Consider the following 13,940-nt stretch of genomic DNA (forward strand, 5'->3'; position numbering starts at 1 on the left):
GCGGGAATAGGTTTCAGAGTGGAAACCGGATCAACCTGTGGGAGGGATCTCGGTATGCCCCGGCATTACAGGTTGGACGCATCCGCCGCCTTGATCAGGTCAGCCCCGATCTCGCCTTCGAACATCTGCCAGACCGGGCGCATGGCTTCGCGCCATTGCTGGCGTTGCGCGGGGGTCAGTTCGATGATTTCGCTGGTCTTGGCGTCGACGATCTTCTGTTTGGCCGACTGGTTCAGCGCCTCGGCCTGCTTGTTCACCTCAACGGTGACCTCGGCCATGATCTGCTCCAGGGTGCTGCGCACATCCGCTGGCAGGCCGTTCCAGAACTTTGCGTTGGTGATCACCATGTAGTCGATCAGGCCATGGTTGGACTCGGTGAAGTACTTCTGCACCTCGTTGACCTTCTGGCTTTCATAGTTCGACCAGGTGTTTTCGGTGCCGTTGACCGTACCGGTCTGCAAGCCCTGGTAGACCTCGGCAAAGCTCATCTTGCGCGGGTTGGCGCGGATCGCCTTGAACTGCTCTTCAAGCACGCTGGAGGCTTGCACGCGGAACTTCAGGCCACGGGCGTCCTTGGGTTCGTGCAGGGCTTTGTTGGCCGACAACTGCTTGAGACCGTTGTGCCAATAGGCCAGGCCGAGGATGTTCTTGTTCTGCATCGAGGTCAGTAACTGCTTGCCTTGGGCGGCCTGGAAGCGGTCGACGGCGGCCAGGTCGTTGAACAGGAACGGCAGGTCATAGATCTGCACCTGTTTGGTGTATTGCTCGAACTTGGCCAGGGACGGCGCGAGCATCTGCACATCGCCCAACAGCAGCGCTTCCATTTCCTTGCCGTCGCCGAACAGCGACGAGTTAGGGTACACCTCGACCTTGACCACGCCCGGCAGGCGTTCTTCGGCAAGTTTCTTGAACAGCAACGCGCCCTGGCCTTTGGGCGTGTTTTCGGCGACCACATGGGCGAACTTGATCACAATCGGGTCCGCCGCCTGGGCCAGGCCCACGACGAACAAGGTGGCGGCGCAGAACAGCGCCCGGGAGAGCTTGAGCATGGGAAATCACCTTCTTATTGTTGTGTTGTAGGGCAAGGTGCCTGATATGGCGCGTGTAGTGAATTTCGAATTTTTGATACCTGCGTTCGGCCTAGATGAACGCCAACCCGAACGAAAATGCAGATCCTCTCTCGCCTCTGGCTTCGGCTGCGGTCAGCGCTGGGCGGCGAGCAGCCGTTGTGCGCGCAACAGAACCGGGGCATCCACCATCTGCCCATCGATCTGATACGCGCCTGCCCCGTGGGCTCCGCCCGCCACCACGCGCTTGGCCCAGGCCAGGTCTGCGGCGCTCGGTGCCAAGGCCGCATGGATCACCGCCACCTGCCGGGGATGGATGCACAGCGCGCCGGCAAAACCCATTTCATAGGCATGCCGGATCGAGCGACGCAGGCCTTCGGGGTCGTCGATGGCCGGGTGGACGCCGTCCAGCGGGGCCACCAGGCCGGCAGCGCGGGAATGCACGATCAGCGCCAGGCGCGCCTGGTCCAGGGCAAAGTCAGCCGCTGGCGAAGGGCTGCTCAAATTCAAGTCGAGCGCCAGGTCCAGGCCGCCGAACGACAGGCGCTCCACCTGCCGCGCATGGGCAATCGCGGCCACCGCCAGCAGGCCCTTGGCGCTTTCGATAATCGGCCAGATCCGTTTGCCGGCGGCGGCCACCACCGCGACCTGGGCGGCACTTTCGACTTTCGGCAGCAGCACGCCCGCCACGTTTGCATGGGCGTTGCAGAACGCCACATCGTCAGCGTGTTCGGCGTGCTCCGGCGCGTTGATCCGCACCCACACCCGGGCGTCGGAGTGGGCGCGCAAAAACGCGCCAAGGTTCTCCCGCGCCTGCCGCTTGAGCGGCTCTTCTACCGCGTCTTCAAAATCCACAATCACCGCGTCGGCACCGCTGGCCAGCGCTTTGGAAAACCGCTCCGGGCGGCTGCCGGGAACGAACAGGGCTGAACGAACTACAGGCGTTGGCATCACCACACTCCTTGTCAGATAACGCCGCGCGCGCGCAGGTCGTTGATGGTTTCGCCCGAATAACCGAGCTGATCGAGAATGCCCTGGCTGTGCTCGCCTAACGCGGGCACCGCATCCATGCGTGGGCTGAATGCCGTATTGCGCGCTGGCGGCAACAGCGCTGGCAGCGGACCGGCCGGGCTCGCGACTTCGCGCCAGCTGTCACGAGCCTTGAGTTGCGGGTGGTCCCACACGCCGTGCATATCGTTGACGCGGGCACTGGCGATCTGCGCATGTTCCAGGCGCTGGATGACGGCCTCGGCGTCGAGCCGGGCGAAGCTGTCGACGATGATCCGGCGCAGCGCCTCGCGGTTGGCCGAGCGCTTGAAGTTGGCGCAGAAGCGCTCGTCCGTGGCCAACGCCGGGGTGAGCAGCACCTTGTCGCAGAACGCCGCCCATTCGCGCTCGTTCTGCAAGCCGAGCATCACCGTACCGCCGTCGCCGGTGGGAAACGGCCCGTAGGGATAAATCGTCGAATGCGCCGCTCCGGCACGCGGCGGTGGCGGTGCTCCGTCGAAGGCGTAGTACATCGGGTAGCCCATCCACTCCACCAGGCTTTCCAGCATGCTCACGTCGATACGGCTGCCCTCGCCGGTCTTGCCGCGCAACAACAGCGCCGAGAGGATGCCGCTGTAGGCGTACATGCCGGCGGCGATGTCGGCGATGGAGCAACCGGCCTTGGCCATCTGGTCGTCAGCGGGCCCGCCGGTCACCGACAGAAAGCCGCCCTCGCTCTGGATCAACAGGTCATAAGCCTTCTTTTGCGCGTAGGGCCCGCCTTCGCCATAGCCGGAAATATCGCAGACGATCAAGCGCGGGAAGCGCGCATGCAGCGTCTCGAACGACAGGCCCATGCGCGCCGCCGCACCGGGTGCGAGGTTCTGCACCAGTACATCGGCGTCGGCGAGCAAGCTGTCGAGAATGGCGCCCGCCGCGTCTTGCTTGAGGTCCAGGGTCAGGCTTTCCTTGGAGCGGTTGGTCCACACGAAATGCGACGCCATGCCGCGCACGCGTTCGTCATAGCCACGGGCGAAGTCACCGCTGCCGGGGCGTTCGATCTTGATCACACGCGCGCCGAGATCGGCCAATTGGCGTGTGCAAAAGGGTGCGGCAATCGCATGTTCCAGGCTGACAACGGTGATACCGTCCAGCGGTCGTTGATTAGCAGTCATGACGATTCCTCAAAGCCAGTGGGCCATGCACGGGGTGTTGCGCAACTGCCAGACCTTGGCGATCAACGCGTCGGCCTCGGCCGGGGTGCGCGCGCCGCTGAACTGGCTGAGGCGCTGGAATTTATCCGCCAGCTCGGCGCGGCTGAGGCTGTTGCCGGGGTCGCCCTTGGGCTCGTCGATAGCGCCGTGCAGCGTGCGGCCATCCTCGGTGGTGACGGTGACGCGGCCCAGCCAACGCTGCGGATAGGCGTCGTCGACTTCGCGATCGAGGGTCATGCTGACCTTGTCGCGAAAGGCCGAGACGGCGGGATCGCTCAGTGCCAGCGTGTGGAACTCAACCAGCCCGGCCTTGCCATGCACGGCGATCAGGCCCAGCACGGTGCCCATGGAGAACTTGGCCTGGTGGACGGTGGCCGGCGTAGTGACGCGCCCCAGCACATCGATGGCGCCCTGATGCACGCGGGTCTGCACCTTGGCGATCGCGGCGGCATCGAGGCCTTCACGCTGCATCAACTGCAGCAGCGCATCGGCGGCAGGATGGGTGTGGCGACACGAGGCATGGAACTTGAACGAGGTTTCCAGCAGCGCCCAGCGCCGGCCGAGGTCGGCGGACAGCTTGTGCGGTTCGGCATCGCGGGACATCCCGGCCGCCAGGCCCTGGTCGCCTTCGAGGATATTGCGCGCGCCGGTCAGCCCGTCCGCCGTCAGGTACGCGGCGAGCAAGCCATCCGCCGCCGCCTTGGCCGTGTGCAATTGCTTGGAGTCGGCGGCATCGCGCAAAAACTCCCACAGCCCGGCAGCCTGGGTGCCGGCGCTGCCGAGCAGGTTGATGAATTGCTCCTGATCGAACCCCAGCAATTTGCCCACGGCCACCGCCGCCGCCAAGGTGCCGACGGTCGCGGTGGTGTGGAAGATGCGGTAGTGGGAGCGGCCCATGAATTCGCCGATGCGAATCCCGGCTTCATAACCGGCCACCGCGGCCAGCAGCAGTTCACGGCCGGATTTGCCGAGGTCCTGGGCCGCCGCCAGGGCCGCGGGAAAGACCACCGTCGCCGGGTGCAGCACCGAGCTGTTGTGCAGGTCATCCTGCTCCACCAGGTGCGACGAGGCGCCGTTGACCAACGCGGCGAAATACGCGCTGCTGCTGCGGCCATTGACGATCACCTGCGCCGGGCCGCTGCTCGGCCCCATTTTCTGCGCGTAGCGCTCAAACAGCGGGATCGGGTGCGCGCCCTGGCTGGCCAGCGCCGACGCCAGCCAATCGAGAAAAAGGTCTTCGGTGCGCGCCAGCACCGGTTCGGGCAACTGCGCATAGGTCAATTCGGCGAGGAACCGACACAGGGCTTGGGTATGGCTCATGTTCAGGCCCTCAGAAACTGCGTGGCAGCTCGAGCAAGTGCTCGGCCACGTAGGACAGGATCAGGTTGGTGGAGATCGGCGCCACCTGGTACAGGCGGGTCTCGCGGAATTTGCGTTCCACGTCGTACTCGCAGGCAAAACCAAAGCCGCCGTGGGTTTGCAGGCACGCATTGGCCGCCTCCCAGGACGCCTTGGCCGCCAGGTACTTGGCCATGTTCGCGCTGGCCCCGGCAGGCGCGCCGCGGTCGTATTCCTCGCAGGCACGCCAGCGCATCAGGTCGGCCGCTTCGATTTCGATATGCGCTTCGGCAATCGGGAACTGCACGCCCTGGTTCTGCCCGATGGGCCGGCCGAACACCACGCGGTCGCGGGCATAGGCGCTGGCCTTTTCGATAAACCAACGACCATCGCCGATGCACTCGGCGGCGATCAGGGTGCGCTCGGCATTCAGGCCGTCGAGGATGTACTTGAAGCCCTTGCCCTCTTCGCCGATCAGGCTGTCCAGAGGCAGTTCGAGGTTGTCGAAGAACAGCTCGTTGGTTTCGTGGTTGACCATGTTGGCGATGGGTTGCACGGTCAGGCCGTTGCCGATCGCCTCGCGCAGGTCCACGAGGAAGATCGACATGCCTTCGGACTTTTTCTTCACGTCGGCCAGCGGCGTGGTGCGCGCCAGCAGGATCATCAGGTCGGAATGCTGCACCCGCGAGATCCAGACTTTCTGGCCGTTGATTACGTACTTGTCGCCGCGCTTGATCGCGGTGGTCTTGATCCTGGTGGTGTCGGTGCCGGTGCTGGGCTCGGTGACGCCCATCGATTGCAGTCGCAATTCGCCGCTGGCCAGCTTGGGCAGGTAGAAGCGTTTTTGCGCGGCGCTGCCGTGGCGCAGCAGGGTGAACATGTTGTACATCTGGCCGTGGACGGTGCCGGAGTTGCCGCCGCAACGGTTGACCTCTTCAAGGATCACCGACGCTTCAGCCAGGCCGAGGCCGGAGCCGCCGTACTCTTCCGGGATCATCGCCGACAGCCAGCCGGCGGCGGTCAAGGCCTTGACGAAGGCATCGGGGAACGCTTTTTCTTCGTCGATCCGACGCCAGTACGCCGCATCGAATTCGGCGCACAAGGCGCGCACGCCCGCGCGGATGGCATTGAGTGCTTCATTGTCATTCGGGTTCATTAACGGCTCTCCGCCTGTTGTTCTGGTGTTATTCGAAATGCACACGGGCCTGCTGGGCCAAGCCATCGTGATTACCGGCCCACAGTTCTGCCACGCCGGCTTGGCTGATACGCCCGGCGACTTCAAACGGTTGCGCAGCGATCAGCGGGCGCACGCCGCGATAGTCGAAACGGCGCACCGTGGCGCTGGGATGGGCCCGACAAAAGGCGCGCAGGCTCAACGTGGCGATCAAGGGCCCATGCACCACCAGGCCCGAATAGCCTTCCGTGCCGGTGACGTAGGGATAGTCGTAGTGAATGCGGTGGCCGTTGAAAGTCACGGCGCTGTAGCGGAACAGCAGGGTCGGCGTCGGCTCGATCGCTTCGCACCACTCACCCGCCGCCAGCGCCGCGCCGTTGCCCGGCTTGGGTGGGGTCGGTTCGCGGTAGACGATGTCTTGTTCTTCGCGGATCGCCAGGCGGCCGTCCTGGGTGTAGTCATGGCGCACGGTGACAAACAGCAACGCACCGGTGCGGCCGGTCTTTTCTTCGACCTGGGTGATGGTCGACACACGGCTGGCCGCCTCGCCGGCGCGCAGCGGATGCAGGAACTCGAGACGCCCACCGGCCCACATGCGATTGCGGTTATCCGCCGGCGGCAGGAAGCCGCCACGGGCCGGGTGGCCGTCGGTGCCCAAGGCCGATTCCGGCAGCGGGTCCTGGAAGAAACACCATTGCCACAACGGCGGCACCGCCGCGCCGTGTTCGGGCACGGGCTCGCCGAATGTCGCGGCGATGCGTGTGAGCAGGTTGTGGCTCAGGTGGTCGTGGGCCGTTTCGCTTCGGCCGATCCAATCAGTGGCGCTCATCGGGTGCAGGTCCTCGGGCTGTGAATGTGTGCCCCGGATCATGCAAGCGCCCGACCGTTCTGAGAATTTGCATTTCAATAAGCCAGCGTTCGGCTATGCTGAACGCCACGCATTGATGGGCAACGGGCTCGCTTCGGTTGGTTGGCATTTTCATCGCCGGCACACTGTCAGCGCAGGCAAGCCCCGCACCGCCGTTGCACCGAACAGCCCTGTCCACCCCGGAGCCGCCATGCACTTCGATCTCGCCGACCTGCGCCTGTTTATCCATATCGCCGAATCACCCAGCCTGACCCAGGGCGCCAAGCGCGCCTTCCTCTCGCCGGCGGCTGCGAGTGCGCGCATCAAGGCCCTGGAAGGCCAGTTGGAAACACGTCTGTTGTACCGCGACAGCCGCGGCGTAGAGATCACCCCGGCAGGCGAGCGGCTGCTGCACCATGCGCGGCTGATCATGCGCCAGGTGGACTACCTGAAAAGTGAGTTCACCCAATACGGTGTCGACTCTGCCGGGCATATCCGCATCTTCGCCAACACCACGGCGGTCACTGAGTTTCTTCCGGAAGTGTTGGCCGGTTTCCTCTCCCAGCGGCCCGGTGTCACTGTCGACCTGCAGGAGCGCCTGTCCCGCGATATCGTGCGCGGCGTGCTCGATGGCACCAGCGACATGGGCATCATCGCCGGTCCCGTGGAAGCCGCGGGCCTGCAGGTGCTGCACTTCAGCACCGATAAACTGGTATTGATGGTGCCCGTGGGCCACCCCTTGGCGGACCAACCCTCGGTGACGCTGGAACAGACCCTCGCCTACCAGCATATCGGCCTGCACGAAGGCAGCACCTTGCTGAGCTTCCTGCGCGAGCACGTCGAGCGGGTCGGCAAGCAGTTGTCGCTGCGCATCCAAATGTCGAGTTTCGAGGCGATCTGCCGGATGGTCGAGGCGGGCGTGGGCATTGGCATCATCCCGGAATCCGCCGCCGTGCGGCACAGCCGGACCATGCAGTTGGTGGCGGTGAAACTGAATGAGCCATGGGCGATTCGCGAGCGCAGTATCCTGGTGCGCGAACTGGAAGCGCTGCCGGGGACCATTCGTGCCCTGATCGCGACCTTGATGCCGCAAAGCGCCTAGACTCCAGAGTCACCTTGCCAGAGGAGACTGCCCATGCAACTCGAAGGTTCCTGCCATTGCGGCGCTGTGACGTTCAGCCTGACCAGCGCCCACCCCTACCCTTACCAACGCTGCTATTGCTCGATTTGCCGCAAGACCCAGGGTGGCGGCGGTTACGCGATCAACCTCGCGGGCGACAGCAACAGCCTGAAAGTGCGCGGGCGCAAGCTGATCTCGATCTATCACGCCAAGCTCAAGCCCGAAGGCGCCAGCCGCGCCCATGCCAGCAGCGCCGAGCGGCATTTCTGTTCACTATGTGGCAGCGCGCTATGGCTGTTCAGCCCGCAATGGCCGGAGTTGATCCATCCGTTTGCCTCGGCCATCGACACACCGTTGCCGGTGCCGCCGCAGCACACGCACCTGATGCTCGGTTCCAAGGCGCCCTGGGTCGAAGTCAGCGTGCGCAAGGGCGACCTGCAGTTCGATGAATACCCGCAGGAATCGATCGCGCAGTGGCATGAGCGGTTGGGGTTGGTGCGTTAACAGTCTTTGACAGTTTTCCGACAAAGCTTGCAAAGATTGTCGGACAGCCCTTCCCTAGCATTCGAGCATCCAAACAGCCATCTGGGTGCTCTTCATGTTTCGCACATTGCGCGGTATTCCGCTGCTGGGCTGCCTGCTCGGCAGTATCGGTTGCCATGGCCAACCGCCTGCCCCGCCGCCGATCCCCAAGGGCGACTACAACGCGATCATTCGCTATCTACAAACCCGCATTCCGTGGGAGATGGCCCGGGAGCAGGTGCCCGGGCTGTCCATCGCCCTGGTCAATGGCCAGGAGCTGATCTGGGCCAGTGGTTTCGGCGTGGCCGACAAGGCCCGGGGCGTACCGGTGACGCCGAATACGGCGTTTCGCGCTGGCGCGATCTCCAAGCTCCTCACCGCCGCCGCCGCGCTGCAGCTGGTGGAACAACAGCAACTGGCGCTTGACGCACCGATCCAGCAAACCTTGCGCGAGTTCTATGTGCGCTCGCGCTTCCATGACGAGCAGGCCGACGCCGACCGCGCCATCACCCTGCGCCGCTTGCTCAGTCATCAGTCGGGCTTGCCCAGCGAACACCTGCGCGGCCTGCGCAACACCTTCGCCATGGGCCAGATGCCAATGCGTATGTCGGGCGTGTGGCTGAGCACCCCGCCGGGTTCGCAGGTGGCCTACTCGAATCTCGGCTATGCGCTGGTGGGCGCGGCTATCGAACGCAGTAGCGGCAAGGCATTCGAGACCCAGTTGCAAAACAGCCTGTTCAAACCGTTGAAGATGAACCAATCGAGTTTTGTCGGCGTCGGCGCACACGTGGCCCACCGCGCGCTCGGCTATCAGGACGGCAGCGCCAGCACCGATGCCCAGGTGCGCGACCTCGCCGCCAGCGGCTTGTGGACCAGCCCCAAGGACCTCAGCCGCTACGTACAGATGCTGTTCGCCCAAGGCCTCTACAACGACACCCGCGTAATGGACCGCGCCTCCATCGAGCAGATGTTTACCCAACAAAATATCGGCAACGTGCTGGACTTCGACTGCCAGATGGGCCTGGGCTGGTTTCTCTCGCCCTGTGGCGACAAGCCGGTCAGCCCCGGCATACGCACGTTCCAGCACAGCGGCGGGGGCGACGATTTTGCCGCGCAGGTGACAGTGCTGCCGGACCAGCAGTTGGCAGTGATCATCATGGCCAACGACAGCAACGCCGAAGACATGGTGGTCGCGCTGAGCTCCGACACCCTGCGCCTGATGCTCCAGGCGCAAACCGGCGCGCCGGTATGCGCCGACGACTGCCAGGCGCCCAAGCACGGGGGCAAGTTGCGCCAGGTGCCCGCCGCCATCGACCGTAAGCGCCTGGCCGGCTTCTACGCCACGGCCTGGGGCGTATTCAGGATCAGGGATACCCCTACGCGATTGTCCGGCGAGTTGGCCGGATACACCTTCGAACTGCTGCGCGATGAAGACGGCTGGTTGCGCGCGCAGCAAAAAGTCCTGGGGTTCTGGCTCAAGGATCTCGGCGGGTTGGGCCGCGTGCAACTGGACGTGGTGACGGTGCAAGGCCGGCAGATACTCACCGCGCGCAGTCACGGCCAGCGGGTGGCCGTGGGCGAACGCATCGACCCACCGTCCCTGCCACTGGCCTGGGCCGACACCGTCGGCACCTATCAAGTGCTCAGCACCCACGAACCCGACGCGCCACTCAGCGGCATCAGCGTGCGCCTGGAAGAAGGCTTCCTGGTGATTCGCGGCCAACTGCACGACAAGCCGCTGACCGATTACATCCTGCTGCCCGTGGACAACGCCCATGCCGTGCTTGCCGGCAACGGCTATGGCCTGGGCGACACCGTCAGCCGCCAGGTCAACGGCCTCAGTGCCTCGGGCTACGCCTTCAAACGCACGCACGCGCCTCGTAAACCCTTGATTTTATAACCACGGATGAACCTCCTTATGCGCTCGAAACACCTTTGCCTGTCCATCACCTCAGTGTGCCTGTTGGCAGGCGCCGACACGGTGCTGGCACAGGACTGGGCATACAGCTTGAAAGCCGGCGTAGCCAGCATGCCCCGGTATAGCGGCAGCGATGAACGCAGGACCGAACCGCTGCTCGGCGGCGCCATCGTCAGCCCCTGGGGGATTTTCCTCGACTCCGACAAGGGCCTGGGCTGGCGTTATAAAGACGATGCCCTGAGCTTCAGCGCATACGTCGGCGCGAGCGCCTCACGCATGGACAAAAACGAACGCCTGCGCGCCGGCTCGAAACGGCTCAAGGGCATGGGCGAAATCAAATCACGCACGCAATTGGGCGTGAGTGCCAGCTATAACTTGGGCGGCGTGATTGTCGGCGCCACCTTGGAACATGCACTCAAGGAAGATGATCACAAAGACAGCGGCAAGGCATTTACCCATCTGGAACTGAGCGTTGGCACCAACCTGTATGACGGGCGCTATGGCGTGATCGACGCCAGCCTCAGCAGCCACTTTGGAGACCGTGACTACCTGCAGACCTGGTACGGCGTGACCACCGGCCAGGCGGCACAGAGCCGCTTCAAGGCCTACAACGCGGACGGGGGCAATATCAGCAACGGCATGAGCCTGACATGGAGCGTGCCGATCAGTGAGCACACCCAGTTCTCGACCTTGCTGGATGTGCAGTACCTGGCGAATGAAGCGGGCAACAGCCCGATCGTGGAGCGGCGGTTGCAGACATCGGTGATGGGCTCGCTGAAGTACAGCTTCTGATCCGACAACCCGATTGAAACGACAGAAGGAGCCAACCGTGGCGAGGGCGCTTGCTGCGGTTGACTGCACAGCGGTCTCCGGTTTTTTAACCGTTGCCCCCCCAAAAAGCCTTATTCGGTATACGCCCAACTCATCCGAAACGACGCCCCGCCCCACTCCGAATCGAATACCTGGACCTGCCCGCCATGCCATTGGCAAACCCGCTGCACCAGCGCCAGGCCGAGGCCGAAGCCGCCGGTGCGGCGGTCGCGGCTGGCGTCGAGGCGGATGAACGGCTGGAAGATCTTCGCCCGGCCTTCCTCGGGGATGCCGGGGCCGTCATCGCACACCCGCACTTCATAACCACTGCCGAACTTGACCAGCGACACTTCCACGCGGCGCTCGGCGTAACGAATGGCGTTGCGCAGCAGGTTGATCACCGCACGTGCCATGAAGCGCGGTTCGATCTGGATAAAGTCGACTTCACAGGTACGCAAGGACAACTGCACGCCTTCCGCCTCGGCCTCCAGGGCCACGCTGCCGATCACACTGTCGAGCCAGCTGTGGGCCTCGATATTTTCCTGCGTGACCTGGGTGGCGCCGCGCTCCAGGCTGGCGTAGGTCAACAACTCAGAGACCATTTCCTCCAACTCGCCAAGGTCGGCGTACATGTCGGTGATCAGTGCAAGGCACTGCCGGGGATCGGCCTGTTGTTTGAGCTGGTCGAGTTCGAACGACAAGCGTGCGATGGGCGTGCGCAGTTCGTGGGAGACCGCGTTGGTCAACTCACGCTGGTTGGCTATCAGGCTCTCGATGCGTTCGGCCATCTGGTTGAAGTGCCCGGCCAATTCGCGCACGGTGGAGCGACGCGGCAACAGGATGCGTGAGCCGAGGTCGTTATCGCCGAAGCGCTGGGCGGCCAGGCGGATATGCTCCAGGTCGCGCCAATGCGGGCGCACCCAAAAATACAGCACGATAGCCAGGCACAGCCCGAGAAGAACATAGGCCCAGAGGTATATCTTGGGTTCTTGCGGCAGTTTGATTTCCAGCAACTGCGCGCCTCCGTCGATAGGAGTGATGAACTCGCTAAAGTCACCACGCACCAACAGCGAGCCGTCGGTCAGGAGTTTTTGTTCACGCTCGGTCAGCGCCAGAGCGTCCTTTTCAATCAGCTTCAGGTGCAGCCCATAATGGCGTTGCAACTCAGCCAAGCGGGCTTGCCGCGCTTCGCCGAGCAGCGGCCGCAGTTGTTCGACCAGACCATAGGCGGGGCCGCGCAGGATCTCGCGGCTATACGTTTCGTTAGCGTCGGGCAGCAACTCGTCGAACGTGTAGTTGACCAGCCAGATCGCTCCCGCCAGGCCCAGGGCCAGAATCACATACAAGCGTAGAAACAGGCGCAGCATCTAGACCTCCCACGCAAACGGATTGAACAGATAGCCCTTGCCCCAGATGGTCTTGATGCACACCGGTTCACGGGGGTTATCGTTGAGCTTGCCGCGCAGTTTGCTGATGTACACGTCGACGCTGCGGTTCAGGCCATCAAAGGCGATGCCACGCATGCGGTTGAGGATGTCATCGCGCGAGAGGATCTTGCCGGCGCTGCTGGCCAGCAACCACAACAGTTCGAACTCCATGGTGGTGAGGTCGATCTTCTCGCCGCCCAGGCTGACCACCCGGCAACTGCGGTCAATGACCAGGCGCCCGAACTCGATGGCGCCGCGCACCGTCGGCTCCGGCGCCTGGCGCCGTTGCAACGCTCGCAGGCGGGCCAGCAGCACCGGCGGTTTGATCGGTTTGATCACATAGTCGTCGGCGCCGGACTCCAGGCCGAGAATGTGGTCCAGGTCGTCTTCCTTGGCGGTGAGGATCACGATCGGCGTGTCGGACACCGCGCGAATCGCGCGACACACATGCAAGCCGCTCTGGCCCGGCAGCATCAGGTCGAGCACGACAATCTTGGGCTTGAAGTCAAGAAAGGCCGCCAAGGCCGCATCGCCGCGATGCACCGCCCGTACCTCAAAACCGTGCTGTGCCAGAAAGTGCGCGATCAGCCCTGCCAGCTTCTCATCGTCCTCAACGAGCAATACCTTGCCCAGCCCCAGGTTTTCCATAAGTTCTCAGTGCACAACGCGGATTGAAGTGCGCGCATTATAGGTGGCAAGTTGCCCGCCGGCAGCGCTTGACCGGCTACACGCGATGAAGCTTCATGCTTTTAAGAGTTTTTAACAAATAGCCTGCAATTTTTAACGCCGTCGCCGGGCGTTGTATGCGCAGCCGTCGCCTCAGGCTGGCACGCCACTGTGAAAGCGGAACTCGACGTCAGGGGACTCGATCAGTTCCTGCTCGGCCGCCCTCACCCGTTCGATCACCTGGGCAATATCCTTGGCCTCGCCATACTGATAAGCCAGTTTCAAGTAACCCTGGTAGTGCCGCGCCTCGCTTTTGAGCAGGCCGAAGTAGAACTTGCCGAGTTCTTCGTCCAAATGTGGCACCAGCGCCTCGAAACGCTCGCAACTGCGCGCCTCGATAAAGGCGCCGACCACCAGGGTGTCCACCAGTTTGACCGGCTCGTGGCTGCGCACCACCTTGCGCAAGCCCGAGGCATAACGCCCGGCGTGCAACTGACGCAGCGCGACCTTGCGCTTCTTCATCAGGCGCATGACCTGTTCGTGATGGACCAGCTCTTCCCGGGCCAGGCGCGACATCATATTGATCAAGTCAACATGGCTATGATACTTAGCGATCAGGCTCAAGGCAGTGCTGGCGGCCTTGAATTCGCAGTTCTTGTGGTCGATCAGCAGGGTTTCCTGATCGGCCAACGCGGCCTGGACCCAGGCGTCAGGGGTGGGGCAACCGAGGAATTCGTGGATTTCGGGCAGGTTCATCGGGCTCACGGGCAAAGGATCACAAAAGGTCGCCGATTATACCGACCGCGCCGCAGACCACCAGCCACTGGCCTTGATGTGCATCAACATGACG

The 13,940-nt window shown here is 63.5% G+C and carries 13 protein-coding genes; 4 read left to right on the plus strand and 9 right to left on the minus strand.

The features are described from left to right. Window positions 1-65: 65 nt before the first annotated feature. From C8K66_RS03350 to C8K66_RS03375, 6 genes are all read right to left on the minus strand, one after another. On the minus strand, window positions 66-1,049 hold the full coding sequence (locus C8K66_RS03350; protein ID WP_108524240.1) for a TRAP transporter substrate-binding protein: 984 nt from the start codon (window positions 1,047-1,049) through the stop codon (window positions 66-68). A 153-nt stretch (window positions 1,050-1,202) separates the two neighbouring features. Continuing rightward, a complete protein-coding gene (locus C8K66_RS03355; protein WP_108524241.1) occupies window positions 1,203-2,018 on the minus strand; it encodes a CoA ester lyase in 816 nt (271 codons plus the stop codon). Window positions 2,019-2,032: 14 nt separating this feature from the next. Further along, window positions 2,033-3,229 (minus strand): CaiB/BaiF CoA-transferase family protein, encoded by a 1,197-nt coding sequence (locus C8K66_RS03360; RefSeq protein WP_108524242.1) that lies wholly within the window; start codon window positions 3,227-3,229, stop codon window positions 2,033-2,035. Between the two features lie 9 nt (window positions 3,230-3,238). Continuing rightward, on the minus strand, window positions 3,239-4,588 hold the full coding sequence (locus tag C8K66_RS03365; protein ID WP_108524243.1) for an MmgE/PrpD family protein: 1,350 nt from the start codon (window positions 4,586-4,588) through the stop codon (window positions 3,239-3,241). A 10-nt stretch (window positions 4,589-4,598) separates the two neighbouring features. Beyond that, complete coding sequence (locus C8K66_RS03370) at window positions 4,599-5,762, minus strand: acyl-CoA dehydrogenase family protein (RefSeq protein ID WP_057004641.1); 1,164 nt, start codon at window positions 5,760-5,762, stop codon at window positions 4,599-4,601. Window positions 5,763-5,790: 28 nt separating this feature from the next. Next, complete coding sequence (locus C8K66_RS03375) at window positions 5,791-6,609, minus strand: MaoC family dehydratase N-terminal domain-containing protein (RefSeq protein WP_017846459.1); 819 nt, start codon at window positions 6,607-6,609, stop codon at window positions 5,791-5,793. A 229-nt stretch (window positions 6,610-6,838) separates the two neighbouring features. Here C8K66_RS03375 and C8K66_RS03380 point away from each other — a divergent pair, with 229 nt between their 5' ends. The 4 genes from C8K66_RS03380 to C8K66_RS03395 all read left to right on the plus strand — a co-directional run bounded on the left by C8K66_RS03380 (window position 6,839) and on the right by C8K66_RS03395 (window position 10,979). Further along, entirely contained in the window at window positions 6,839-7,729 is an 891-nt protein-coding gene (locus tag C8K66_RS03380; protein WP_017846460.1) for a LysR family transcriptional regulator, read from the plus strand. A 33-nt stretch (window positions 7,730-7,762) separates the two neighbouring features. Then, window positions 7,763-8,251 carry a GFA family protein gene (locus tag C8K66_RS03385; protein ID WP_108524244.1) on the plus strand — a complete coding sequence of 163 codons (489 nt, stop codon included), beginning with the start codon at window positions 7,763-7,765 and terminating at the stop codon, window positions 8,249-8,251. Between the two features lie 94 nt (window positions 8,252-8,345). Continuing rightward, window positions 8,346-10,169 (plus strand): serine hydrolase, encoded by a 1,824-nt coding sequence (locus tag C8K66_RS03390; protein ID WP_108524245.1) that lies wholly within the window; start codon window positions 8,346-8,348, stop codon window positions 10,167-10,169. 18 nt (window positions 10,170-10,187) lie between these two features. Beyond that, entirely contained in the window at window positions 10,188-10,979 is a 792-nt protein-coding gene (locus tag C8K66_RS03395) for a MipA/OmpV family protein (protein WP_079444011.1), read from the plus strand. A 110-nt stretch (window positions 10,980-11,089) separates the two neighbouring features. Here C8K66_RS03395 and C8K66_RS03400 read toward each other — a convergent pair whose 3' ends face one another. From C8K66_RS03400 to C8K66_RS03410, 3 genes are all read right to left on the minus strand, one after another. Beyond that, window positions 11,090-12,364, minus strand: a complete 1,275-nt coding sequence (locus C8K66_RS03400; protein WP_079444012.1) for an ATP-binding protein — start codon at window positions 12,362-12,364, stop codon at window positions 11,090-11,092. Beyond that, window positions 12,365-13,072, minus strand: coding sequence for a winged helix-turn-helix domain-containing protein (locus C8K66_RS03405; RefSeq protein WP_017846464.1), 708 nt, complete (start codon window positions 13,070-13,072; stop codon window positions 12,365-12,367). A 171-nt stretch (window positions 13,073-13,243) separates the two neighbouring features. Then, window positions 13,244-13,846 carry a tRNA-(ms[2]io[6]A)-hydroxylase gene (locus C8K66_RS03410; protein WP_017846465.1) on the minus strand — a complete coding sequence of 201 codons (603 nt, stop codon included), beginning with the start codon at window positions 13,844-13,846 and terminating at the stop codon, window positions 13,244-13,246. Window positions 13,847-13,940 lie beyond the last annotated feature (94 nt).

This window comes from Pseudomonas sp. GV105, assembly GCF_003058185.1.
Taxonomy (GTDB): domain Bacteria; phylum Pseudomonadota; class Gammaproteobacteria; order Pseudomonadales; family Pseudomonadaceae; genus Aquipseudomonas; species Aquipseudomonas veronii.